This window comes from Paenochrobactrum gallinarii (assembly GCF_014205685.1).
Classification (GTDB): Bacteria; Pseudomonadota; Alphaproteobacteria; order Rhizobiales; family Rhizobiaceae; genus Paenochrobactrum; species Paenochrobactrum gallinarii.
In genome coordinates, this window is the sequence record NZ_JACIIU010000009.1 from 1 (window position 1) to 25,299 (window position 25,299).

The 25,299-nt window shown below is 49.4% G+C and carries 25 protein-coding genes; 14 read left to right on the forward strand and 11 right to left on the reverse strand.

Annotation, left to right across the window (positions count from 1 at the left end; all coding sequences use genetic code 11):
- Positions 1-263 precede the first annotated feature (263 nt).
- Positions 264-695, forward strand: a complete 432-nt coding sequence (locus tag FHS77_RS09900) for an RrF2 family transcriptional regulator (protein ID WP_184222879.1) — start codon at positions 264-266, stop codon at positions 693-695.
- Here the strand turns inward: FHS77_RS09900 and FHS77_RS09905 are convergent.
- Entirely contained in the window at positions 688-1,692 is a 1,005-nt protein-coding gene (locus FHS77_RS09905; protein WP_184222881.1) for a zinc ABC transporter substrate-binding protein, read from the reverse strand. The genes FHS77_RS09900 and FHS77_RS09905 overlap by 8 nt on opposite strands.
- 121 nt (positions 1,693-1,813) lie before the next feature.
- Here FHS77_RS09905 and FHS77_RS09910 point away from each other — a divergent pair, with 121 nt between their 5' ends.
- Genes FHS77_RS09910 through FHS77_RS09920 form a run of 3 tightly spaced genes read left to right on the forward strand, consistent with a single transcriptional unit; the run spans position 1,814 to position 3,885 of the window.
- Positions 1,814-2,668, forward strand: coding sequence for an ATP-binding cassette domain-containing protein (locus FHS77_RS09910; protein WP_184222883.1), 855 nt, complete (start codon positions 1,814-1,816; stop codon positions 2,666-2,668).
- On the forward strand, positions 2,661-3,464 hold the full coding sequence (gene znuB, locus FHS77_RS09915; protein ID WP_184222885.1) for a zinc ABC transporter permease subunit ZnuB: 804 nt from the start codon (positions 2,661-2,663) through the stop codon (positions 3,462-3,464). Before FHS77_RS09910 ends, znuB begins: the two co-directional genes overlap by 8 nt.
- 4 nt (positions 3,465-3,468) lie before the next feature.
- Positions 3,469-3,885, forward strand: a complete 417-nt coding sequence (locus tag FHS77_RS09920; protein WP_184222887.1) for a Fur family transcriptional regulator — start codon at positions 3,469-3,471, stop codon at positions 3,883-3,885.
- Positions 3,886-3,946: 61 nt separating this feature from the next.
- On the opposite strand, the gene FHS77_RS09925 is transcribed toward FHS77_RS09920, so the two are convergent.
- Both FHS77_RS09925 and FHS77_RS09930 read right to left on the reverse strand, forming a co-directional pair.
- Positions 3,947-4,729 carry a LuxR C-terminal-related transcriptional regulator gene (locus tag FHS77_RS09925; protein ID WP_184222889.1) on the reverse strand — a complete coding sequence of 261 codons (783 nt, stop codon included), beginning with the start codon at positions 4,727-4,729 and terminating at the stop codon, positions 3,947-3,949.
- Positions 4,730-5,063: 334 nt separating this feature from the next.
- Positions 5,064-5,753, reverse strand: a complete 690-nt coding sequence (locus FHS77_RS09930) for a TetR/AcrR family transcriptional regulator (RefSeq protein ID WP_184222891.1) — start codon at positions 5,751-5,753, stop codon at positions 5,064-5,066.
- Positions 5,754-5,948: 195 nt separating this feature from the next.
- Here FHS77_RS09930 and FHS77_RS09935 point away from each other — a divergent pair, with 195 nt between their 5' ends.
- From FHS77_RS09935 to FHS77_RS09960, 6 genes are all read left to right on the forward strand, one after another.
- A complete protein-coding gene (locus tag FHS77_RS09935) occupies positions 5,949-7,130 on the forward strand; it encodes an HlyD family secretion protein (RefSeq protein ID WP_184222893.1) in 1,182 nt (393 codons plus the stop codon).
- Between the two features lie 40 nt (positions 7,131-7,170).
- Positions 7,171-8,748, forward strand: coding sequence for a DHA2 family efflux MFS transporter permease subunit (locus FHS77_RS09940; protein WP_184222895.1), 1,578 nt, complete (start codon positions 7,171-7,173; stop codon positions 8,746-8,748).
- Positions 8,749-8,997: 249 nt separating this feature from the next.
- On the forward strand, positions 8,998-10,101 hold the full coding sequence (locus tag FHS77_RS09945; RefSeq protein WP_184222897.1) for an ABC transporter substrate-binding protein: 1,104 nt from the start codon (positions 8,998-9,000) through the stop codon (positions 10,099-10,101).
- A 67-nt stretch (positions 10,102-10,168) separates the two neighbouring features.
- Positions 10,169-11,074 carry an ABC transporter permease gene (locus tag FHS77_RS09950; RefSeq protein ID WP_184222899.1) on the forward strand — a complete coding sequence of 302 codons (906 nt, stop codon included), beginning with the start codon at positions 10,169-10,171 and terminating at the stop codon, positions 11,072-11,074.
- On the forward strand, positions 11,071-11,877 hold the full coding sequence (locus tag FHS77_RS09955; RefSeq protein ID WP_184222901.1) for an ABC transporter permease: 807 nt from the start codon (positions 11,071-11,073) through the stop codon (positions 11,875-11,877). Before FHS77_RS09950 ends, FHS77_RS09955 begins: the two co-directional genes overlap by 4 nt.
- An 8-nt stretch (positions 11,878-11,885) precedes the next feature.
- Positions 11,886-12,947: an ABC transporter ATP-binding protein gene (locus FHS77_RS09960; RefSeq protein WP_184222903.1), complete on the forward strand. Its 1,062-nt coding sequence runs from the start codon at positions 11,886-11,888 to the stop codon at positions 12,945-12,947.
- A 162-nt stretch (positions 12,948-13,109) separates the two neighbouring features.
- Here FHS77_RS09960 and gndA read toward each other — a convergent pair whose 3' ends face one another.
- On the reverse strand, positions 13,110-14,522 hold the full coding sequence (gene gndA, locus FHS77_RS09965; RefSeq protein WP_184222905.1) for an NADP-dependent phosphogluconate dehydrogenase: 1,413 nt from the start codon (positions 14,520-14,522) through the stop codon (positions 13,110-13,112).
- Positions 14,523-14,741: 219 nt separating this feature from the next.
- Complete coding sequence (locus tag FHS77_RS09970; protein WP_184222907.1) at positions 14,742-15,875, reverse strand: type III PLP-dependent enzyme; 1,134 nt, start codon at positions 15,873-15,875, stop codon at positions 14,742-14,744.
- A 620-nt stretch (positions 15,876-16,495) separates the two neighbouring features.
- On the opposite strand from FHS77_RS09970, the gene FHS77_RS09975 reads away from it, so the two are divergent.
- From FHS77_RS09975 to FHS77_RS09990, 4 genes are all read left to right on the forward strand, one after another.
- Entirely contained in the window at positions 16,496-17,686 is a 1,191-nt protein-coding gene (locus FHS77_RS09975) for an amidase (RefSeq protein WP_184222909.1), read from the forward strand.
- Between the two features lie 12 nt (positions 17,687-17,698).
- On the forward strand, positions 17,699-18,613 hold the full coding sequence (locus FHS77_RS09980; RefSeq protein ID WP_184222911.1) for a LysR family transcriptional regulator: 915 nt from the start codon (positions 17,699-17,701) through the stop codon (positions 18,611-18,613).
- Positions 18,614-18,798: 185 nt separating this feature from the next.
- The gene (locus tag FHS77_RS09985) at positions 18,799-19,434 is read left to right on the forward strand and encodes a DUF1007 family protein (RefSeq protein ID WP_246431292.1); all 636 of its coding nucleotides are present in this window, start codon (positions 18,799-18,801) and stop codon (positions 19,432-19,434) included.
- Positions 19,434-20,525 carry a nickel/cobalt transporter gene (locus FHS77_RS09990; RefSeq protein WP_184222916.1) on the forward strand — a complete coding sequence of 364 codons (1,092 nt, stop codon included), beginning with the start codon at positions 19,434-19,436 and terminating at the stop codon, positions 20,523-20,525. The genes FHS77_RS09985 and FHS77_RS09990 overlap by 1 nt, the downstream gene beginning before the upstream one ends.
- A gap of 4 nt (positions 20,526-20,529) precedes the next feature.
- On the opposite strand, the gene FHS77_RS09995 is transcribed toward FHS77_RS09990, so the two are convergent.
- The 6 genes from FHS77_RS09995 to trhO form a co-directional block, all read right to left on the reverse strand.
- On the reverse strand, positions 20,530-20,766 hold the full coding sequence (locus FHS77_RS09995; protein ID WP_184223069.1) for a hypothetical protein: 237 nt from the start codon (positions 20,764-20,766) through the stop codon (positions 20,530-20,532).
- A 122-nt stretch (positions 20,767-20,888) separates the two neighbouring features.
- Positions 20,889-21,575, reverse strand: coding sequence for a GNAT family N-acetyltransferase (locus FHS77_RS10000; RefSeq protein WP_184222918.1), 687 nt, complete (start codon positions 21,573-21,575; stop codon positions 20,889-20,891).
- Between the two features lie 44 nt (positions 21,576-21,619).
- Positions 21,620-22,711, reverse strand: coding sequence for a molybdenum ABC transporter ATP-binding protein (gene modC, locus FHS77_RS10005; RefSeq protein ID WP_184222920.1), 1,092 nt, complete (start codon positions 22,709-22,711; stop codon positions 21,620-21,622).
- Positions 22,708-23,394 carry a molybdate ABC transporter permease subunit gene (gene modB / locus FHS77_RS10010; RefSeq protein WP_184222922.1) on the reverse strand — a complete coding sequence of 229 codons (687 nt, stop codon included), beginning with the start codon at positions 23,392-23,394 and terminating at the stop codon, positions 22,708-22,710. The genes modC and modB overlap by 4 nt, the downstream gene beginning before the upstream one ends.
- Positions 23,391-24,155, reverse strand: coding sequence for a molybdate ABC transporter substrate-binding protein (modA, locus tag FHS77_RS10015; RefSeq protein ID WP_184222924.1), 765 nt, complete (start codon positions 24,153-24,155; stop codon positions 23,391-23,393). The genes modB and modA overlap by 4 nt, the downstream gene beginning before the upstream one ends.
- A 175-nt stretch (positions 24,156-24,330) precedes the next feature.
- Positions 24,331-25,254, reverse strand: a complete 924-nt coding sequence (gene trhO, locus FHS77_RS10020; RefSeq protein WP_184222926.1) for an oxygen-dependent tRNA uridine(34) hydroxylase TrhO — start codon at positions 25,252-25,254, stop codon at positions 24,331-24,333.
- Positions 25,255-25,299 lie beyond the last annotated feature (45 nt).

Genomic DNA, 25,299 nt, shown 5'->3' on the forward strand with positions numbered 1-25,299 from the left:
CGCCCTCGTTGTTCGCCTTATAGGGCAACCAAACTAAAACTGTCAACGACAATTTCACAAATAATACAAAATTCTTTTCAACAGGGAAAACGAATGAAATTAACCAAAACGAAACCAAAAACCAGAACCAGTAAAGGAATCGGAACTACGGCTACCTATCCCCAATTAGTAGGGTAACGCCTGCTCTATATATAAAGGGCTTGTACCGGAGGCTTATTGCTCCTAATCCTGAAATTGCGGGTATTATAAGGGAGTCCAGTACAATGCTAACAAAAAAAGGGAAATATGGCCTGAAAGCCATGATCCATCTGGCCACTTCAGAACAGGACACTCTGGTATCGGTTGGGGAGATTGCCACCAAACATCAGATACCGCGCAAATTTCTGGATAATATACTGACAGAACTGCGCAATGCCGGCTTTGTAAACAGCCGAAAAGGGAAAGGCGGCGGCTTTTGTCTTGCCCGTCCGGCCAATGAGATTCACATTGGCAATATTATACGTGTGCTTGATGGTGCACTTGCGCCAATTTCCTGCGCCAGCAAAACGGATTATCGCCCTTGTGACGATTGCAATGAAGAATTTTGTGAAGTGCGCCACGTCATGCTCGACGTGCGCAAGGCGATTGCCGATGTTCTCGACAATCGCACTTTAGAGCAAAGCGCCAATCCGGCGATTGCAGCGCTTTTTAATTAAGACATTTATTCAGTGAAACGGCCAGATCACGCAACAAATTCAGATAAAGATCTGGCCCGTCTTTCAGCTCTGCCCCCAACGGATCTAGAATACCGGTCTTAGCCGATGTGCCATCAATCACTGTTTGCAACAAACGTGACTCGAATTGCGGTTCTGAAAATACGCAGACAGCATTAAGGCTGACGATTTTGTCATGTATCTCTTTTATACGGGCTGCACCCGGCGCATTTTCCGGACTAACAGTGATTGAGCCAACCGTATTCAACCCATAGCGTTTTTCAAAATATTGATACGCATCATGGAAAACGACAAAGGGCTTAGCTTTTACAGGCGCGAGCTCATCCTTCAGCTCTTTATCCAACTTTGCGATACGCTCTTTATAACTATCCGCATTGGCATGATATGTTTTTGCATTGGCCGGATCTGCCTCACTTAAAACATTGGCGATTTCCTCAACCATCGTTTCGCCATTGGAAGGATCAAGCCAGATATGAGCGTCATGGCCGTGTTCATGAGAATGATCATGCCCATGCCCATGCCCGTGCTCGTGCTCGTGCTCGTGAATGCTACTGTTATTGTTACCGTGATCGTGCTCACCGTCACCATGGTCGTGACCTTCAAAAGCGCCGCCTTCACGGAAACCATAGGTGGTCAGACCACTCACCTCACCCAGCATAATTTGTTGCGCTTTGGTGCCAAGCGTTTCCAATGGTTTGCTTAAGAACATTTCCATCGAAGGCCCTGTCCAAAAAATGAGCTTGGCATTTTCCAGCATTTTAGCATCCGACGGCTTCAAACTATAAGTATGTCCGGAGCCGGCACCCTTCACGATCAGCTGCGGCTCAGCCACATCTTTCATCACCGCAGAAACAAGTGAATGCAGAGGCTTGATTGAAACAACAACATCCGTATCGGTTAAGGCATAGCTTGGCTGTATGGCCAAAGCAGTGCCGGCACACAAAACCGATGCCATTAAAAATTTACGCATAAATTTCATAATAAACCTCTTGAAAAGACATGACTCATATCACTAATTGCGATATGTAATTGTATAACAATTCGATGTAATGCTATAACGTCACAAATTACAACGCGCAAGCTATTTTCGGAAATATTTTATGCCCCATGCCAGCCCGACCAAACATACCGGCTCGACAAAGCCCGCAAACCTGCCCTTGATCGAACTCAAGGATGCAGGCGTTTTTCGTGACGGCCGCTGGCTGGTGCGCAACATTAATCTGACAGTCTGCGCCGGTGAAATTGTAACGCTTATCGGCCCCAACGGTTCGGGCAAAAGCACCACGGCAAAAATGGCCTTGCATATTACCAAGCCGGACGAAGGCTCGGTTACACACCAGCCCAATCTCCGCATCGGTTATGTGCCACAAAAGCTCACTCTTGACCGCACTTTACCTTTATCGGTCGAGCGTCTGATGACCCTCACCGCAAAGGTCAGCAAAGAAGATAGTCTCAAAGCATTGGAACGAGTCGGCATTGCTCATCTATTAAAAGCGCAAATCGCCAATCTCTCCGGCGGTGAATTACAACGCGCCCTGATTGCACGCGCTATTGCCCGAAACCCGAACCTTTTAGTGTTGGACGAGCCGGTGCAAGGCGTGGACTTTAATGGTGAGGCTGTTCTTTATGAACTTATCCGGAAGGTACGTGATGAAACCGGTTGTGCCGTTTTGCTCATCAGCCATGACCTGCACCTAGTTATGTCCGCAACGGATCGCGTTTTCTGCCTTAACGGGCATATTTGCTGTAGCGGAACACCGGAAGAAGTCAGTGCCAGCGCTGATTATATGCGTTTGTTTGGCGCGCGTGCCGCTTTGCCGTTGAGCATTTACCAACACAAACATGACCATACCCATCTGACTGACGGACGGGTTTTGCATGGCGATGGTACGATTACCGATCACTGCCATAGCGAAGACGGGCACCATAATCACAAAGGGCACAATCATGCTTGATGACTTTTTTACCCGCGCCCTCATTGCCGGCATCGGCCTTGCTATCACCACCGGCCCGCTTGGTTGCTTTATCATCTGGCGGCGCATGGCTTATTTTGGCGATACCATGTCCCATTCCGCCCTGCTTGGAGTAGCGCTCGCATTATTTTTCAACATTAATATGATTGTCGGTGTTTTCGTCGTCGCGTTGTCGATCTCTATGATTCTGCTGCTATTGCAACGCAAGCAAAGCCTTTCGTCCGATTCCCTTCTTGGCATCTTATCACATTCTACACTTGCACTCGGGCTTGTAATGGTTGCCTTCATGACTTGGGTGCGCGTTGACCTGATGTCGTTTCTCTTTGGCGATATTCTCTCCGTCTCCAAAATGGACATTTTGCTGATCTATGGTGGTGGTGCTGTTGTGCTTGCTATTCTGGCGTTTCTCTGGCGGCCGCTACTGGCTTCAACCGTCAATGAAGATCTGGCACGCGCGGAAGGCATGAACCCTGATTTGTCACAGGCCGTTTTCATGATTTTGCTTGCCGTTGTCATTGCAATTGCGATGAAGATTGTCGGCATTTTGCTGATTACGGCCATGTTGATTATTCCGGCAGCCACCGCACGCCGCTTTGCCACAACCCCTGAAAAAATGGCTGTCATTGCCTCGCTCGTCGGATCACTGGCTGTGACCGGCGGGCTTTTCGGCTCGCTCCATTATGATACGCCATCAGGCCCGTCGATCGTGGTGGCGGCCTTTGGCATATTCATGCTAAGCCTGCTATCATTAAACAAAAGAATGTTGAAACGGATATAAAACAATGAGTGCACATCATCATCACGCCGCAACCGAGCTGACGCGCAATCAATCTCTTGTTTTTGACGTTCTTCGCAAGGCTGAAGCCCCGCTCAGCGCCTATACGATTCTGGATCAATTACGCGATGAGGGCATTCGCGCTCCGCTGCAAATTTATCGGGCGCTGGATAAGCTGCTGGAATTTGGCATGGTGCACCGTGTGGAAAGCCTCAATGCTTTTGTTGCCTGTGCCGATCCGCATTGTTCTGCACACGGCATCACCGCTTTCGCCATTTGTGAAAAATGCGGCCAAGTGGATGAATTTGCCGACCCGCTGATTGAAGATCGCGTACGCCAATGGGGCGCCCAGCATAATTTCAAACCGGCCAAAACCACATTGGAACTGCGCGGCCTTTGTGCACAATGTCAGGCTGCGGCATAAAGATTTTGATAGCATGTCAAAGAGCGGCTGCATAAAACGCCAACCGCTCTTTTCATCAGATTTAAATCAGATGCGACACTTCCGGCTCTTTAATAATGCCTAATGTCAAAGCCGCCGCAACCGCTGCCGTGCGGTTGGAACAACCAAGCTTAATCTTGGCATTTTGCAAATAAGTCACCACCGTCCAGCGGGCGATAGATAGAATATCGGCAATCTCACCATCAGTTTTGCCGATGGCTGCCCATGTCAGACACTCGATCTCACGCGCTGTCAGCAGTGCGGCTTGAGATGTTTGTGAAATCCCCTGCCCGGCCAAAGCCATATGCAATTCCTTGCTGGCCTTCAACAAAGCTGGGCGCATTCGATTGATAAATGTGCAGCGGTCTTCCTCACCTTCATCAAATGAAAACAACGAACAGCCGGCAATACCATTGGCATAATGCGCCGACACCGCCAGAAAAAGCGTACCAGCACCATGTTTGGTCGCATCATTATACATCGCGGTTATGTCCGGATTATCATAATGCTGCCCGCCCAGATCGAGCATCAATTCGCAATCTCCCGTCGTGACAACAGGAATATTGTCATTAAAAAGCGGATCAATAGCAAAATAGTTTTTTGCCGAATAACGCTCTACCCATTTAGAAGGCGCTGTAATAACAACCGTAATGTCGCTATCGGCGATCTTCACACCTTCAAATGCACAATTGCAAAAAGCATGCAGAATATGCTTGCAGTCGATTTCCTGTTTAACGCGCTGAAGCTCAGTTAAAATATCGCCTTTGAACCTCTGCCCAAAAAAGTTTTCCTTAAAATTCGGAAAGTGAATTAAATCATATTTCATCATAAATATCCTTGCTTAAAGCAGCACATAATCCACACCATGATGACACATGAGCAGACCACTGCCACTTCACTCGGCCAAACGCCTGGGAGGATGGACGGAGCCCTAAAGGCATAAATTTTTGCCAGTTAGCAATACTTTAGATAAGTGGCAGCTAAAATAACCTGCGTTTTATGACTTAAAACGATTAATTTGAAAAGAAAAAACAAAGATAACAAAATAAATTAAATACAAAGTATAAGAAGCATAAACTTTAAATAGATCAACACATGACCTGAAACACAATATAGGTAGCAATTTATAGCTCCCAATCTATAGGGATACCTATATATACTTACGCATTAATTGGCGCATAGCCCCTATAAAAAAATTCAACGGCACTTTTAACATTATGTTCAATGCGTTGAAAAACATCTTCCTCGCTTAAAACACCAAATAAACGTGGGCGATAAAGACCGGCTAAATATAAATCGACCAACTGAAAAGCTGCCATTTGCGTATCAGGGATTTCCAATTCCTTCATCTCAACCAAATGATCCAGATATGCGGCTATTTTCTGCAACATATGTTTCGGCCCGCTTTGATAAAAACCACTGGTCACATCCGGATTGCGATCTCTGATACCAATCACGATGCGCTGCGCACTGACCGCCGATTCAGCCAAAAAGCGTTGCGAAATCTGCATGCCAAATTCAATCAACTGTTCTTTGCAATGCGGGCCATTGTCCAAAATTGCTGCAAGCTCTGAAAACATTTCGCGGCGATATTCATAGCAGATTGCTTCAAACAATGCATCTTTATCGGCAAAATATACATAAAGCGTGCCCTTCGACACACCCGCCTGACGCGCAATATCACTCATGCTGGCCGCTTCGAAACTCTTATTGAAAAAGACTTCCTGCGCACCGGCAAGAATCTGCGCCCGCTTGAGCGGATCCTGTCCGGCACCATGACGGCTGCCTGTTGTCAGGTGCTCTTTGCTCTTATCATTAATTTTGACAAGCTTTTCGCTTTCCGGACCCATGGCGCACTTTCTACAAGGGGCAATCCCTATGCCCCCGACAATCAACACTATACAAGCCTTAAGAACCCGCGGGTTCGATTTCTCTTGATATGAGGGCTGCAATATCTTATGTCAACATCGAACCAACGGGTTCAATCGGTATATCTCCCATATATCACAGTTCATTTTGACATATCTTGAAGAGAGCTCCCTCCCATGACGGCTCAATCACCAGTGCATGTTCAAACATCAACCGATGATGCAGAAATCCGCACTTTTCCGAGCTTAAGCGCGGAACAGTCAAAACTTACCGGGTCTGCCAATAACGAAACCGCACCTGCAAATCCGGCTAAAAAAGGCGTGGCTAAACGAATTATTTTGCCTGCACTGATCATTGCAGCTTTCGGCGCCGGCGTCTGGTATGGTTATGATTGGTGGACAACAGGTCGTTTCATGGTCTCGACTGAAGACGCTTATATTCAAGGTGATATTTCGGCTATCTCGCCGAAAGTCAGCGGCTATATTGAAGCGATTCCGGTTCACGCCAACCAAGCGGTTAAAGTTGGCGATCCGATTTTCATCCTTGAAGATGGTGATTACCGCATTGCACTGGATGAAACTAATGCCAAGCTTGAAACACAAAAGCAGACATTGTTGCGTATTAATGCCCAGACACTGGCAGCAAAAGCCACTTTAAAACAAGCAGAAGCCGGTAAACTTTCTGCTGAAGCCGTACTGACCAATGCCAAATCGGCGATGGAACGCACCCGCCAGTTACACAGTACCCGTATCGCTTCAAACTCTGATCTCGACAATGCCATTTCTGCCTTAGATCAGGCACAAGCCAATGTCGCCAGCGCAGATGCAACAATCGCAGCAGCAAAAGCCAATATCGGTGTTTTGGAAGCACAATATAAAGAAGCAGAAAGCACCACCCGCTCGCTGGAGCTTGCCCGCGACAAGGCAGAGCGCGATCTTTCCTTTACCACATTAAGAGCACCCTTTGACGGCGTGATCGGTAATCTTTCGGCCAAAACCGGTGATCTGGTCAATGCAGGCCAGCGTATCGCAGCGCTTGTTCCGGTTAATGAGCTCTATATTGAAGCCAATTTCAAGGAGACTCAACTTGCCAAAATACATGGTGGTGAAAAAGCACACATAACCATTGATGCTCTGAAGGGGCAGGTTTTTGAAGGCGCTGTCACCTCCATTGCACCGGCCTCGGGTGCGGTATTTTCACTTCTGCCGCCGGAAAATGCGACCGGTAATTTCACCAAGATTGTCCAGCGTGTGCCGGTACGGATCACCATTCCTGCGGACGCCGTTGCATCAGGCAAATTGCGTGCCGGTTTAAGCGTGGTGGTTGATATCGACACCCGCACTTCGCCTGCTCAATAAGCCTGATTTGACCATAAAAGCCTGAACGGAGCGCGTCATTATGGCCGCCGACATTACTGCCGGATCATTGCCGGTTCCCGATGATCGCATCGATCCTAAAAAAGCTATCGCCTTTATGGCGATGGTTTTCGGGATGTTTATGGCTATCCTTGATATTCAGATTGTCTCGGCCTCTCTGGCCGAAATTCAGGCTGGCCTTGGCGCCAGTTCTGACGAAATTTCATGGGTTCAGACCTCCTATCTGATCGCGGAAGTCATCATGATCCCGCTATCAGGTTTTTTAGGCCGCCTGATGTCCACCCGTGTGCTTTTCACATTATCTGCTGCGGGCTTCACGCTTGCCAGTATTCTATGTGCGACCGCCACCAATATTGAGCAGATGATTGTCTATCGCGCGCTGCAAGGTTTTATCGGCGGAGGTATGATTCCAAGCGTATTTGCGGCAGCTTATACTATTTTTCCCCCGTCCAAACGCTCAATCGTCTCGCCGATGATCGGCCTTGTCGCCACCATGGCACCAACGATCGGGCCTACTATCGGCGGTTATCTCAGCCATACATTCTCGTGGCACTGGCTGTTTCTGGTCAATGTAATTCCCGGCATTATCGTGGCCGTCGCCGCATGGAAACTGATTGATTTCGATAAAGGCGACAAATCCCTTTTGTCAAAATTTGACTGGTGGGGTTTGGCCGGTATGGCCGCTTTTCTGGGTTCGCTTGAATATGTCCTGGAAGAAGGCCCGCGCAATGACTGGCTGGATGACCAGACCATTTTTGTCATGTCCATCGTGCTGACGGCCGGAGCTGTAATTTTCTTCTATCGTGCATTCACGGCACAAGAACCCATAGTTGACCTGCGTGCCTTTAAAAATGTCAATTTTGCTTTTGGTTCGCTGTTTTCCTTTGTTATGGGGGTCGGGCTTTATGGCCTGACCTATCTTTATCCGCTCTATCTCGGACGAGTGCGCGGCTATGATTCTCTCATGATTGGTGAAGCGCTATTTGTCTCCGGCCTTGCCATGTTTATGACCGCGCCATTGGCAGGTTTTCTCTCCAATAAAATGGATCCGCGTCACATGATGATGGTCGGCTTCATCGGTTTTGGTGCCGGAACATGGCTGGTCACCGGCCTGACAGCCGAATGGGATTTCTACGAATTATTACTGCCGCAAATCTTGCGCGGCTGTTCATTGATGATTTGCATGGTACCGATCAACAATCTGGCGATGGGTACGCTGCCGCCTTCACGCCTCAAAAATGCGGCAGGCTTGTTTAACCTGACACGAAATTTAGGGGGTGCTGTTGGCCTGGCGGTTATCAATACGATTCTCACCGATCGGAATGCCATGCATTATCAACGCCTTGCTGAGCATATTCGCTGGGGTAACCGCGAAGCCGAAGATATGCTGAGCAATTTGACCGCAAAATTTAATGCAGCCGGTCTTGATGGCGCAACAATTGCGCTCTCAAAGCTCAGCGGCATGGTGCATCAACAGGCTACACTTTTGTCCTTCATCGATGTTTTCCACATCTTAACGGTGCTGTTCAGCGGTCTGGCTGTACTTTGTTTACTGGCCAAAAAGCCTGATAAAGCAGCCGGTGGTGGCGGAGGCCATTAAAAAAACGGCACAAAATCAAAACAGCCGGCACCCCACCGGCCGTTTTGACGACTAAAGCCTGATTGCTAAGCATGAAAAAACATGGTTCACTTTACGGCAGCCTTGGGTTTAACCGGTGCCCTTCATGCAACCGCAATGCATTTACGAAAAATGTCATGCAGGTGTCATGCAGTGTGATTATCGGATTCAATATGAGCATTGGAATCATACCAGTGCCATAAAACTCAAGCCTGAACAGGGAGTTTAACTATGTTGTCTCATGCAGCGCGTTTATTGTCATTATCGACTGCAATTGCGGTTGCAGGTGTGTCCGTTGCGGCCGCCGCACCTTCTGAAGAACTGATCGCAGCGGCAAAAGCCGAAGGCGAGCTTACTACAATCGCTCTGCCACACGACTGGTGCGGCTATGGCGAAATCATTCAGAGTTTCAAAGATAAATACGGCATTAAAGTCAACGAACTGAACCCTGATGCGGGCTCGGGCGATGAAATTGAAGCTATCAAAGCCAATAAAGACAACAAAGGCCCGCAGGCTCCTGACGTGATCGACGTCGGTTTCACCTTCGGCACCACCGCTAAAGCGGACGGTTTGTTGCAGCCTTATAAAGTGTCCACATGGGATTCGATCCCTGATGATGCCAAGGACGCAGAAGGCTACTGGTATGGCGACTATTACGGCGTGCTGGCTTTTGAAGTTAACAAAGACATCATCAAAGATGCGCCACAAGACTGGGCAGACCTGTTGAAGCCTGAATTTGCCAATGCGGTTGCGCATTCCGGCGATCCACGCGCCTCAACACAAGCGATCTTGAGCGTTTACGCAGCAGGCCTCTCGCTTGGTGGCGCAGCCGGTGAAGAAGCAGCTCAAAAGGGTCTGGAATTCTTCCGTGACGTTAACAAAGCCGGCAACTTCGTTCCTGTTATCGGTAAAGCCGCTTCGCTGGCACAAGGCTCAACCCCGATTGTTATCCGTTGGGATTACAATGCGCTGGCCGACCGTGACACTTTGAACGGCAATCCGGAAGTTGAAGTTATCATTCCAAAAAGCGGCGTTGTTGCAGGCGTTTACGTGCAGGGCATCAGTGCCTATGCACCGCATCCTAATGCAGCCAAACTCTGGATGGAACATCTTTATTCCGATGAAGGTCAGGTCGGTTACCTGAAAGGCTACTGCCACCCGATTCGCTTTAACGCGCTGGCAAAAGAAGGCAAGATTCCACAGGATCTGCTCGACAAACTGCCACCGGCAGAAGCTTACGAGAAAGCTGTCTTCCCTTCACTGGAAGAGCTGGAAAAATCACAGGCTGCTATCACTAAAAACTGGGATAGCGTTGTCGGTGCCAATGTACAATAATATTTGCTAATCCTCATGTCCTGCGGCTTGTCTTTGCAAGCCGCAGGATTTCTCTTAAAAGAACAGCATGAACGCAATCAGCAACGATTATCTCGACGGCGAGCCAGCTACCTTACCAAAACGCAAACGAAAACTTTCCTTTGCTTGGGTGGGAGTCACGCCTTTTTTCCTTTTTGCCATTTTATTTCTGCTCTGGCCGACCATGTTTCTGGTTGTCGGCGCTTTTCAGGACGGGCAAGGCAATTTCACCTTACAGAATATTATTGATCTGTTTCAGGCCAATATTTTAAGCGCCTATTGGGTGTCGATCAAAATCAGCTTTGCCTCCGCATTGGGTGGCGCGGTGATCGGCTTCTTTCTGGCATGGGCGATTGTGCTTGGTAATTTGCCCAAATGGCTGCGCCCGACAGTGCTGACCTTCTCAGGTGTTGCCTCCAACTTTGCCGGTGTGCCACTGGCTTTCGCCTTTCTGGCAACCCTTGGCCGCACAGGTTTTGTAACGATTCTTCTGCGCGAATGGTTCGGCTTCAATCTTTATGGCACCGGCTTTAATCTTTTAAGCTTCTTCGGCCTCACCCTCACCTATCTGTTTTTCCAAATTCCGCTGATGGTGCTGATTCTCACTCCCGCCTTAGACGGTTTGAAAAAAGAATGGCGTGAAGCTGCGTCGATTTTGGGTGCCAACCAGCTGCAATATTGGCGTATGGTGGCCTTTCCTATCCTTTGGCCAAGCCTGCTCGGCACATCGCTTTTGCTGTTTGCCAATGCTTTTGGTGCCATTGCCACGGCTTATGCCCTGACCGGCTCAACACTCAACATCGTACCGATCATGCTTTACGCACAGATTCGCGGCGACGTACTGCATAACCAAAACTTAGGTTACGCGCTGGCGCTCGGCATGATTGTTATTACCGGCATTTCCAACCTGCTTTATATTTGGTTGCGTATGCGTGCGGAAAGGTGGCAGCGATGAAAAAGACCCGCTATTTCACCCCGCAACGCATTGGTGCATGGATCGCTTTTCTGGTCGGCGCGATTTATTTTCTGGTGCCGCTGATCGGTACATTTGAATTTTCGCTTCGTATGCGTCGCGGTGAATATTCTTTTGATGCTTACCGCGTTGTTTTCACCGATCCGAATTTTCAGTCAACCTTCGGCTATTCGATACTCTTAGCCATCATGACGATTATCTTCGGCATTCTGCTGGTGGTGCCAACCGCCTATTGGGTGCGTTTGCGTTTGCCAAAATTGCGGCCAGTAATCGAATTCATCACGCTGATGCCATTGGTCATTCCGGCCATCGTCATCGTTTTCGGCTATTTGCGCATTTATAACTCATCATCATGGTTGCCATTTACCGCCTCGACACAGGCAACTGACCTGTTGTTGATGTTCGGTTATGTCACCTTGTCGTTGCCTTATATGTACCGCGCCATTGATACGGCCATGCGCACGATTGATGTTCGCACGCTAACGGAAGCCGCTGAAAGCATGGGCGCAAAGCTGCCGACAATCATGTTACGGATTATTTTCCCGAATGTGCTTTCCGGCGTGATGAGCGGTGCTTTTATTACATTTGCGATTGTGATCGGCGAATTTACCCTTGCCTCCCTTCTCAACCGTCCGGCTTTCGGGCCTTATCTGCAACTTGTCGGTGCCAACCGCGCCTATGAACCATCAGCACTCGCCATTATTGCATTTGGCATAACATGGGCAAGTATGGCATTGATCCAGCTTGTCTCACGCCTCAACAAATTCAAAACCACGGGCGGGTAATTCATCTCATGGCCTTTTTAAATTTAAAAAACTTACAAAAAAGCTTTGGCACCAATACGGTGGTGCATGATTTCAATCTCGCCGTTGAAAAAGGCGAATTTGTCTCTTTCTTAGGCCCTTCGGGCTGCGGGAAAACCACCGTTTTGCGTATGATTGCCGGTTTTGAAACACCTGACCGCGGCATGATCGAAATTGACGGTAAGGATGTGGTTGATCTCAAACCCAACCAACGCAATATCGGCATGGTGTTTCAGGCTTATGCGCTGTTTCCCAATATGACAGTTGCGCAAAACGTGGCTTTTGGCCTGCGTATTGCCGGTAAATCCAAGCAGGAGCGCGATGCAACGGTTAAAGAAATGCTGAGCCTGATCCGGCTTGAGCATCTGGCCGACCGCTATCCCTATCAAATGTCGGGTGGTCAGCAGCAGCGTGTGGCACTCGCGCGAGCTTTGGCAACCAAGCCACAAGTGCTGTTGCTTGATGAACCGCTTTCTGCGCTTGATGCAAAAATCCGCGTTTCTTTACGCGAAGAGATTCGCGCCATTCAGCAAAAACTCGGCATTACCACGATCTTCGTCACCCACGACCAGGAAGAAGCCTTGTCGATTTCTGACCGAATCGTCGTGATGCATGAAGGTAAGGCCGATCAGGTTGGCACTCCGTTCGAGATCTATAATCAGCCATCCACGCGCTTTGTTGCATCCTTTGTCGGAACGCTCAATATGCTGGAAGGTCATGTGGAAAATCTCTCCGCCAACCAGATCAATCTGGATGGCAATCTGATTAAATTGCCGCAGCCAATCACCGGTGTAGCCGATAAAGCGCCGGTCACTTTGGCATTGCGACCGGAAGCCATTCGGCTCAACAATCAGAAGCCGCTGGATGTTTCAGTGCCTGCCACGATTGAAGATGTGCATTTCTTGGGCTCAGTGATCAGAACACGGGTGAAGCTCGGACAGAATCAATTATCGCTGGATAGTTTCAATGATCCGGCGGTGGCACCGCCAAAACGTGGCGACGAGGTGAAAGTCTCCTTTGCCGCCCACGACCTGCTGATCTTACAAGATTAGAGCGCCGAGAGCCAGACCTGGCACAATAAGGTCGCTCTGACACTTTAAAATTAGAGCATAATTTTACCTTAAATTGATCCAAGATTAAGGAATTATGCTCTAATAAAAAAGCCGCTGACACAATCAGCGGCTTTTTCAATTTCAATTTCAGTTCAGTTTATATCACGCGCCCCAAGGACCGTGGAAATCGCCCTGTTTATCAAGGCGTTCAAAACCATGCGCGCCAAAGAAATCACGCTGCGCCTGAATAAGATTGGCTGTGCCGCGTGACTGTTTGAAACTATCAAAATAGCTCAAAGCAGCGCTCAATGCCGGCATAGGCAATTCGCTCAAAGCTGCTTTTGCGACCACCTGACGAAGAGCACCCGATGACGCTTTCATTTTCTCAACAAAAGCCGGTGTCAGCAGCAGATTATCGGCCTCACCTTCATCAAACGCTTTGGCAATATCATCAAGAAACTGCGAGCGAATAATGCAACCGGCACGCCAGATGCGGGCAACCGTTGCCAATGGAATATTCCAGCCATGCTCTTTAGACGCGGCCTGCATCACCACAAAACCCTGCGCATAAGCAGCAATTTTTCCGGCCAGCAATGCTTGTTCCAACTGATTAATGAACGCGGCCTGATCTTCCAGCTCTACCGTGTGATCGGCAGTGCCATAGGTCTTTTCAGCCAAGGCACGTTCTGCTCGCATCGAGGAAACGGCACGCGCACCAACGGCTGCTTCAATGGCAGATGCCGGAACACCCATCATCTGCGCTTCAATGGCAGCCCAGCGTCCGGTGCCCTTTTGGCCAGCCGCATCAAGAATGATGTCGACCATCGCCTGTCCGGATTCAGGATCCTGTGTGCGCAGCACTTCAGCCGTGATTTCAATCAGATAAGAATTGAGTGCGCCTTCGTTCCATTTGGCAAAAATATCACCAATCGCAGGTGCAGAAAGGCCGAGACCATCACGCAGCACGCCATAAATTTCGGCAATCATCTGCATATCGGCATATTCAATACCGTTATGAATGGTTTTAACAAAGTGACCAGCACCATCCGGCCCCATCAGGGCAACACATGCTTCACCTTCATATTGTGCAGCGACAGCATTCAAAACCGGTGCAATACGTTCATATGCAGCTTCGGTGCCGCCCACCATCATGGACGCACCATGGCGCGCACCTTCCGCACCACCGGAAATGCCCATACCAACAAAAGTCGGGTCATTGGGGCCAAGCGCTTTTAGACGGCGAACCGTATCGCGATAATCGGAATTGCCGGAATCAATAATGATATCCTGCTTATCGAGCAGAAGACGCAAACGGGCGGTTTCATCATCAACCGGCTGACCTGCTTTGATCAGGAAGATGAACGGGCGCGGTTGACGGGTGTTTTCCACCAGCGCTTCAAAACTTTCACAAGGAATGATTTTATCGCTCAGCGCACCGGCATTTTTGTAAAACTGCCGCACGACGGCCGGATCACGATCATAAACCGCAACGCGGAAACCTTTTTCAGCAATGTTCAGTGCGAGGTTAGAACCCATCACGCCAAGCCCAACCATGCCAATATCGGCTTTTTCCATGATATGTCCTTCTGTCAAACGTCAATTTACCTGGCGATATAGCCTAAACATGATCGCAGGCCAATGGTCTTATAAGCATCAGCGAAATTACAAAGCTTACTTCCGCCGTCCTGATGAATTCTTCAGACCTATATATGACCGGCAGACAATTTGTTCAATTTACAAATAGAAAAAGCACCCAAGAAAAAAGCCGCCTGATTGTGTCAGGCGGCTTGTTTTTTAAATCACGTAAGAGCGGAGTGGCTCGAAACCGTTGAAAGCAACGGCTGAATAAGTGGTGGTGTAAGCACCGGTGCCTTCGATGAGAACCTCGTCACCGATCGAAAGTGAAACCGGTAGCGGATAAGGGTTCTTTTCATACATCACATCCGCGCTATCGCAGGTAGGCCCTGCCAGCACACATGGCTGCATTTCATCACCATCGCGTGGTGTCACGATCTGATAACGGATCGCTTCATCCATGGTTTCAGCCAAACCGCCGAATTTGCCAATGTCGAGGTAAACCCAACGCACATTGTCATTATCGGCTTTGCGCGAAACCAGCACCACTTCTGCCTTGATCACACCGGCATTACCAACCATGCCGCGGCCTGGTTCGATAATGGTTTCCGGCAGACGGTTACCGAAATATTTGCTCAGAGCATCAAAAATCGCCATGCCATAGGCCTGTGCGGTTGGCACATCGCTCAAATAACGGGTCGGGAAACCGCCGCCCATATTGACCATGCGAAGGTTGACGCCTTCTTTTACCAATTCGCGGAACACCATGGAAGTGTCGGCCAAAGCGCGATCCCATGAGCTCAGATCTGTCTGTTGTGAACCGACATGGAAAGACACACCATAAGCATCAAGGCCGAGCTCTTTTGCTGAGCGCAACACATCAACAGCCATAGCCGGCACGCAACCAAATTTACGTGACAACGGCCACTCAGCGCCTTCACCATCGGTCAAAACACGGCAGAACACGCGGGAACCTGGTGCCGCGCGGGCAATTTTTTCAACTTCTTCAACGCAATCGACAGCAAAGAGATCAACGCCATGAGCGAAAGCGCGCGCAATATCGCGCTCTTTCTTGATGGTATTGCCATAAGAAATACGGTCGGCGGTTGCACCTGCATCCAGCGCCATTTCAATTTCTGCAACCGATGCAGTATCGAAGCATGAGCCAAGGGAAGCCAGAAGACGCAGAACTTCCGGTGCAGGATTTGCTTTAACTGCGTAAAAAATACGGGATTCCGGCAATGCTTTTTCAAAGCCGAGATAGTTTTCGCGCACAACATCCAGATCCAGCACGAGGCATGGGCCTTCAGGGCGGCGGGTGTCGAGAAAATCAATAATACGCTGTGTAGCCATAGTACAAACTCCCATGCGGGCGTACTTCTAGCGCACCGCTTCACGAAGGGACAAAGTAAGTATGAAAGCTCCCGCACGAGACCAGCCTTTGGAGACACTGAAATCATGTGAAAGTTCATAGCGATGATGGGACAACGCCGCTAAGCGTTATTCCGCTTTGTCTGCCTTGGATTGGAAGAGTTAACCGCTTCCGCACTACCGGCAATGAAGGTGTGCCTCTTTGAGTTCCCGACTTTTGGACAGCCGAAAGACACCAGAAAGGCCCGCACCGTCGTTGCTTCAAGATGTCCTTGATCTGGCGGTTGGCCATCAGATCAACTGGAGCGGTTAGGTCCAGGTACCGTACCGGTTTTCCCTCACCATTTGAGGACCGGCGGACACCCACAGGCACGTGCGACTTTGGGCAATTGCGATATAAGAGATAAATCATGTCCATTCAATGACAAATATCCGGTTAATGAAATTAATTTTTTTAAGATTTCTTACTGATGCAAATAAGTCTCAAAAAAGGGCAAAACACCGTAAAAGCTTATGATTTTTCTATATTTAGCGCTTCCCTCCGGCATTAAATCCGCAGTACACTGAACAAAGCAACACGGTTTTTTAGCGGAAAGTGAACAATGGCGGCTCTCGATCCTTATAATGCGTTCGTCAATACGAGTTCTGCCGAGGTGGCTCATGCCGCGCACGGCTCCCTTTCAGGCGCCACACTCGCCGTTAAAGATATATTTGACGTTCAGGGGTTCATCACAGGTTGTGGCAATCCGGTGAAGGCTGCCGAATCAAAACCTGCCTCCAATAATGCGGCCTGCGTGCAATTACTGCTGGATCAGGGGGCACAATTTATCGGCAAGACCCAAACCGATGAACTGGCTTTCTCATTGATGGGGCAAAATGATCATTTCCCCCACCCTATCAATGCAGCTGCACCTTCACGCGTGACCGGCGGCTCATCCTCCGGCTCGGCCGCAGCTGTTGCCGGTGGCCTTGCAGATATTGCCTTAGGCTCCGACACCGGCGGCTCAATCCGCGCACCGGCAGCTTTTTGTGGCTTGATCGGCTTACGCACCACCCATGGCCGTATTTCCAAAAAAGGCGCGATGCCGCTTGCGCCTTCGCTCGACACCGTCGGCTGGTTTGCCAAAAACATCGACCTCTATCAAAAGGCTGGCGCTGCACTGCTTGGTGAAGATCGGCATCAAACAGCATTGACCAAACTATTCTTCATGCCAATTTTAGAGCAACTTTTGCTCAATCAGCAATCGGCAGATGCCTATAGGGCCATGTTTACAATGGTGCGTGACCAGTTCACCAACCTTAAACCGGCATCCCAGCCAACCAGCTCACTCGCCGAGCTTTATCTGTGCTTCCGTCAGATTCAAGGTGCCGAAGCCTGGGCAAGTCATGGCAAATGGATATCATCAGGCGACAAGCATTTAAGCAAAGGTGTGGCAGAGCGTTTTGCTTATGGTGCAAACGTAAACGCCCATGACTTGGCTGCACAGCAGCTCAGACGCGCGCGCTTTATTGCAGAGTTTGAAGATATATTGGGCGATGATGGCGTACTAGTTCTGCCAACCGTTCCGGGCATTGCGCCATTAAGTGCAGAACCTTTTGAACAACAGCAGATTTACCGCGAGCAAGCCTTGCAACTTTTATGCTTGTCCGGTCTTTCCGGTCTGCCACAAATTACGCTGCCATTAAGCATGGTGGATGGGGCACCATTTGCCATTTCACTGATCGGCCCGCGCCATAGCGATATGGCTCTCATAGCCTTAGCCAAACAAATTCTTCACGCTAAAGCCTCATAACAGGAGCGATCAATGGACACTCTCACCCGTATGCGGGCTTTTATTGATGTGGTTGAGGCGGAAGGTTTTTCTGCTGCCGCCCGTAAAATCGGCCGTTCCAAAGCGCTGCTTTCCAAATATGTGCGCGAATTGGAAGATGAGCTCGGCGCACGTCTGCTCAACCGCACCACGCGTCAGTTTTCGCTGACCGAGGCAGGGCACACTTATTATCACCGTGCGGTTGAGATCATCCGTGATATTGAAAATCTGCAAGATGCCGTGTCTGAAAGCAGCGGCGATGCCCGCGGACGCATCAAGCTTTCCGCGCCGCGCACCTTTGCTGATGCCGTGATCGGTCAATCTTTGATTGAGTTTTGTCTGGCACATCCGGAAATCACCCTGGATGTCAGCCTTGATGACCGCTTTGTTGACTTGGTGGAAGAAGGTTTTGATCTGGCGATCCGTATCACCCGGCTACAGGATTCATCGCTGATTGCCAAAAAACTGGCACCTTTTCACACCGTGCTTTGCGGCTCACCGGAACTGATTGAGCGCGTAGGCAGACCGGAGCGCCCCGAAGATCTGGCCAGTCGCCCTTGCATTATTGATACCAACAGCCGTTCACGCAATAACTGGTATTTCCGCAATCCTGATGGTTCAGCGGTTGCGGTTTCCGTCAGCGGTCCTTTGGAAGTCAACAGCCCGATCAGCACCAAACATGCAGGCCTTCGCGGTTTGGGCTTCTGCTCGCTGCCGGTTTTTGTGGCTGAAGAAGAAATCGCCAAAGGCACATTAGTTTCGGTGCTGGATGAGTTCCGGCTTACCGATGGCGGAATTTATGTGGTCTATTCCCATAAACGTTATTTGCCAGCCAAAGTGCGCGCCTTGGTAGATTTTTTAAGCCAGTGGTTCAAAGACCATAATGAGAACGCTTCCCGACAAGGATGACAAAGCATTTTCAACAAGAACGCGGCAATATAAAATGCCAGATAATGGCTTGAGTTTTTATAACACCAGCCTCACTTCCGCCGCGTTCAGCACGTTTGATATGCGCCTTCTTTCAGGATTCCTTAATGCTCAGCTTTCTTCTGCGGAACACAAGTTCAACACCGCTTTTTGCCGGTTTTATCACGATGGTTGCCGCTTCCACGATGGTGTGGCTTCCCGCTCATGCCCATCCGCATGTCTTTGCAGATGCACGACTGGAACTATCCATTGATAAAGACGGTATGGTGGAACATTTAGCCCATGTCTGGCGCTTTGATGATGTGTTTTCCAGCACAGTGCTGATGGAATTTGACAAGAATGGCGATCTTATTCTTGATCAAGGCGAGCTCGACACCTTGTCGAAAACAATCGGCGATTCATTGCAAGAGTTCAATTATTTCCAGACCATTATGGACAACAGCCATGATGTCAAAATGCATGAACCAACAAATTTACGTGCTGATTTTATTGATAATCAGCTGCTGATACTTTTTGAAACCAAACCTGCACAGCCTTTGAATGTCAAATCCGGCCATGTTGTCAGCTTCGGCATCTATGACCCGACTTTCTATACAGCCATTGATTTTCTCACGGATGAAGACCTGCATGTCGATGGTCTGCCAGAAGGGTGCCATGCAGTGGTCGTGCGCCCTGATCCAGATGAAGCACTGGCGCAAAATCAAGGCACTTTAACAGACGCATTTTTCAATGATCCGATGGGGACTAATATGTCAAAAATATTCGCCACCCGTTTAGAGTTAAGCTGCGGAGCCAAGAAGTAATGCCGCAGAAGCGTATCTTTTATATACTCAGCCTGCTACTCCTCTTTGTCTCCTCCCAATATGCTTTGGCCCAATCTTCACTTGGTATCGGCACCAATGAAGCAGCCTTAACACCCACCGGCCCGTTCGCGCATCTGATCCTGTGGCTCAACGAGCAACAGCGCGCTTTCTATCTGGCAATGACCAATGCTTTGAAAGCCATGCGTGAAAGCCCTTGGAATGCCCATATTCTCATCGGCATTTCTTTCGTCTACGGCGTGTTTCACGCAGCCGGCCCCGGCCATGGTAAAGCGGTGATTTCCTCTTATATGATTGCCAATGAAACCGCCTTGCGACGTGGCATTTTACTATCCTTCATCTCGTCGCTGTTGCAGGCTTTGATGGCGATATTCGTCGTGGGATTAGGCTGGTTTGTGCTGCGTGGCACCGGCATAAGCATCAATGACACTGCCCGCTTCATGGAAGTTGCGAGTTTCGGGCTCATTATGTTGTTTGGTTTCTGGTTGCTCTGCCGCAAATTACCGGTGCTGATCAAAGGTAATCCGCCAACCATCAGCCCGGTTGTCGCAGTCCCTGAAACCGCTATCGCGACAAGCTCGCTTTCAACTGCTGCACAAAAACAAAGTTTTGGCAGTGCCAAACCGGTGCGCCTCAATTACAGCGCCAGCAAAGCGCAAGAAACAGGTTTTGATCATGCTTTTGTCGGCAGTGAATTAAACTGCGCTGCCTGCGGTCATGCCCATATGGCTGATCCGTCGCAATTAAGCGGTGATTTCAACTGGAAAACCGCATGGTCGGCAATCATGGCTGTGGGTTTGCGCCCCTGCTCAGGTGCTTTGATTGTGCTGACTTTTGCTTTGTTAAACGGTTTGGTGATCGGTGGTCTGATTTCGGTTTTTGCAATGGCCTTCGGCACATTCTTAACCGTTGCAGTGCTGGCAACACTAGCGGTAACTGCTAAAAATGTTGTGCTAAAACTCATGGGACATAAGGCCATGTCCTTCCGCGTTCAGGCTTTTATTGAAGCGGGGGCAGCGCTGCTGATTACCCTTGTCGGCGCCTTGCTATTTGCCGCTGCCTTGCTTGGATAAATAACTATTTCTGGCTGCGGGCACGGAGCCAGAAAACACCAAAAAATGCCAGAACAAAAAGCACCGCGAAAACGGCGGCAGCTACCAGTGAATATTCGCCAAGCCAAAGCATGATCGGCGGTAATAAATAGCCAAAAAACGCAAAACCAAACATGATGCAGGCAGCTGCTATGGCAGGCCCCTGCCATTCAGGCTTTGTTTTATTGTTCTGCTGTGCTTTGCCAGACTGTTGCTTGTTCATTATCTCTCCTCCGGCAAGGGCATAAAATCATGCGTCAAGCAGATGCCAATATTGGCAGGCCTGCTTATAACTTGGCCTGCCATTTTCTTGCATGATTGCGTGCCTCAGAGCAAGCTCCTTCTTCAGGCGCTTTGTTCCGCCTTAATAAAGCTTTCCAGCTTGCGGATCTGCTCACCGTTTTCGTTAAAATTGTCAGAACTGAGCCAAGCCTGATAAGCGCGCTTCAAAGCCGGCCACTCACTGTCGATAATTGAAAACCACGCACTGTCGCGGTTAAGCCCTTTGGCAACCATATGTTGACGGAATATGCCCTCAAACGTGAAGCCAAAACGCAAGGCCGCGCGCTTGGAAGGCTCATTATCATTGTTGCATTTCCACTCATAGCGACGATAGCCCAAACCATCGAACACATATTGCATAAACAAATATTGTGCTTCTGTTGCCCCGCGTTGACGCGAAATGGCAGGCCCCCAATAGACATTGCCAATTTCAATCACGCCATATTGCGGCTCAATCCGCATCAAAGCCTGTCGCCCTGCAACCAAGCCCGTTTTCTTGTCAATGACAGCAAAGAACATCGTTGTAGTGCTTGCCGCACTTTTTTCCAGCCAAGGGGTAAAGTCTTCACGACTTGCCGGTGGCTCATCAAACAAATAACGAAAGCGCTGATCGACATCAGCAACCGATGAGACAACGTAAAGCTGATCGCCATGGCGATCGACATCTAATGGTTCCAGACGCACATATTGCCCGTCCAAAATTATGCGTTGCGGTTTTTCACGCGGCGTCCAGTTCGTCAAATCAGTCATTTTCCATGCTCCAGCTATGCTTCAAATGGAGCAATAAAATCGCATTAACGCAATGCGGTTCTGTCAACTGAAACGGCTTTCACCATCGCATAAACATCATCGCCCGCTTGCAATGACAAATCTGCCACGGATTTACGTGTCAATCTTGCTCCCATTTGCTGTCCAGCATAGGAAAGTGTGAGACGTGCAAAAGAGCCGCTTTCGTCATTAATAGCGGTGATTTTTACCGGCAGTATGTTGCGGATGCTTAAACCTTCCGGCTTATTTCGCGCGATCGAAACATCGCGCTCACGAATGCGTAAACGCAGCCGCATCCCCTTCTCAACGCCCTGATCGGTGAGCTGAAAAGCAGTGCCGTTCAGATCAATCGTTGCTATCTGATAAGACGCATCGTAATCCGTCACTTCACCTTCCAATAGCACCCCACTTCCGTCACCCTGATTATCAATCAACGGGAAAACCTCAGCCACGGGGCCGCTTGCAACAACAATTCCACCCGATAACAACACCAGCGTATCGGCAAGGCGCGCCACTTCATCAATCTCATGGCTGACATAAACAATCGGCACGCCGGTTTCATCACGCAGCATTTCCAAATAGGGCAAAATTTCCTGCCGCCGCATCCGGTCAAGCGAGGATAAGGGCTCATCAAGCAGCAACAATGCCGGCTCAGACAAAAGCGCCCTGCCGATTGCCACGCGCTGGCGTTCCCCGCCCGACAAATGCGTTGGCTTGCGGGTGAGCAAATTTTCCAGCCCCAAAAGCTGCACAATATCATCAAATGAGTGCGAAGCGCGTCTTTTGCCAGCCCCCCGTCTTTTCCCCGCCCATTGCGCATAGGTCAGATTGCGGGCAACCGACATATTAGGAAAAAGCCTCGCATCCTGAAAAACATAGCCGATGCGGCGTTTTTCAGGGGGTAGAAAAATGCCTTTTTCTTTGTCAAACAACACATGATCGCCGATGGCAATGCGCCCTGAAGCGGGGCGCAAGGTGCCGGAAATCATCTTCAACAGCGTGGTTTTTCCAGCCCCCGAATGACCAAACAAGGCAGTTACTCCCTGATCGGCAGTAAAATTCGCCGTCACCGGAAAAGCACCATTAAAACCGGTCAGCGAAACAACAAGACCCGTCATTTTGCACCTGTCGACAATTTGCGCTGAAACCATTCGGACAATATCACCGCGCAAATAGAAAGTGCAGCCGAAACCAAAATGAGCTTAAACGCTGCACTATCGCCGCTTGGTGATTGCAACAAAGAATAAATCGCCAAGGACAATGTTTGCGTTTGCCCCGGAATGTTGGAAACAAATGTGATGGTTGCCCCAAATTCGCCCAGTGCTTTGGCAAAGCCAAGCACCGCACCGGCAATAATGCCGGGTAAAAGCGCTGGCAAAGTCACCGTTAAAAAGGCGGTCATCCAGCTTGCACCCAATGTGCGCGCTGCTTCTTCCAAGCCTTGATCGAGATTTTCAATCGACAATCTGATCGGGCGAACCAGCAGCGGAAATGCCATTGTTCCGGCCGCTAAAGCAGCACCGGTCCAGCGGAATGCAAGGCTTACACCCAGCCACTCCTGTAAAGGCGCGCCAAGCGCCCCTTTGCTGCCAAATACAATCAGCAGTAAATAACCCGTCACCACAGGCGGCAGCACTAGTGGCATAGTGACTACGGCCTGCACAAAGCTTTTGCCGAGAAAGTTAAACCGTGCCAACACCCAAGCAACTGCAAAGGCCACTGGCAATGCAAACAGGATCGCAGTTAATGCGACCCTGAGCGACAGAGCTATAATCTGCCAATCTTGTGGTGTAAGATTCACTGACCTGTCTCAGCCGCCTTGACGAAACCTTTATCTGCGATGATGGCCTGTCCGGCATCGCTCTCCAAAAATGCCAGAAAAGCCTGGGCTTCATCGCTCCCACCCTTACCCTCGGCACCTTTAACCAAAGCGGCCGGATAAAGAATGGGTTTGTGACTATCAGCCGGAAAACGATAGGCTTCCACCAGATCCGTTGTAACCGCACGGTCGGACGCATAAACAATCGCTGCATTGACCTCATCACGGCTGACATATTGCAAGGCGACGCGCACATTTTCAGTAAAAACGGCATTGCCTTCAACTTTGCCCCAGATGTTCAAATGCTCAAGCGCTGCCTTGCCATATTTACCGGCTGGCACATTGGACGGATCGCCCATTGCAAAGCGCGCACCTAACAGCTTTTCCAGATCACTGTCGGCTTTATCTTTATGAGTTGCAATCACCAGCGCATTGCCTGCAATAACGGCGCGTGTTTCATCTTCAATCAGCTTGCGCTCTTGCAAATAATCCATCCAGTCGAGATCGGCAGATACAAAGATCGATGCAGGCGCGCCCGCTTCCACCTGCTTAGCCAAAACGGACGATGCAGCAAATGATGCAACGACATCAATGCCGTCTTTTTCTTTGAATTGCTTGGCTGCTTCTTCAATCACATCTTTCATGCTGGCTGCGGCAAAAACAGTTACCTGCTCGGCGGCATTAGCCAAAGTTGTCACGAAGCAAGACAAAGCCACGGCACAGCTGAATAAAATTTTCTTCATTGATCTCCACCTCGGACTGCTGGCAACAGCACCCCTCTCCCATCACCAAGATTAAATCACCGTTATATTTCAGCGAACATAATGAACTAAGCATAAAATCTGCGCTTCACCAAACAAAAAAGGCTCCCCGAAGGGAGCTTTGATCTTTTAAGCAAAAGTGCAGATAATGCCTGTCTTAGCTGCCAATGTGACGGGCACGACCGTGTTTTTTCGCCAGCATGATTTGTTTCTCGCGCTCGGCATAACGGGCACGATCTTCATCGGTGCGTTCGTCATAGCAAGCCTCACATGAAATGCCGTGCTGAAATTTCGGAGACAGCTTGTCTTCCGGCGTAATCGGACGGCGGCAAGCGCGGCAAAGTTCGATATCGCCTTCCACCAGACCATGGCCAACCGATACGCGCTCGTCAAAGACGAAGCATTCGCCTTCCCACATGCTTTGTTCAGCTGGAATATCTTCCAGATATTTCAAAATGCCGCCTTTAAGATGATAAACATCATCAAAGCCCAGGCCTTTGACAAAAGCAGTTGCTTTTTCGCAGCGGATACCGCCCGTGCAGAACATCGCGATTTTTTTGCCCTCCAGCTCATCACGATGTTGCTCCACCCATTCCGGAAATTCGCGGAATGTTGTGGTGCACGGGTCAATCGCACCTTCAAAAGTGCCGATCGCATATTCGTAATCATTGCGCGTATCAACGAGAATGGTGTTCTCGTCGCTGATCAGATCATTCCAGTCTTCAGCCGCCACATAGGTGCCAACACTCTGAAGCGGATCAATACCTTCAACACCCATCGTGACGATTTCACGCTTCAGCTTAATTTTCAGGCGATAGAACGGCAGCTTGCTGGCGGTCGAATATTTCAATTCCAGACCTTTAAGCTCCGGAATAGCTTCAATATAATCGATAAGTACCGCAATGCCTGTCTCTGTGCCTGCAACCGTGCCGTTGATACCTTCACTTGCAAGCAGCAGCGTGCCTCTGACATCGTGCTTGTTGCACAATTCAGTCAAAGGTTCGCGCAACGCTTCAAATTGCGGCAGTTTCGCAAATCGATAGAGTGCGGCAACGGTAAAAACGGGTGCAGACGTGTTCATATTTTTCAGTGCCAGTTCGATTTTTTAATGCAAGGATTGCGTCAG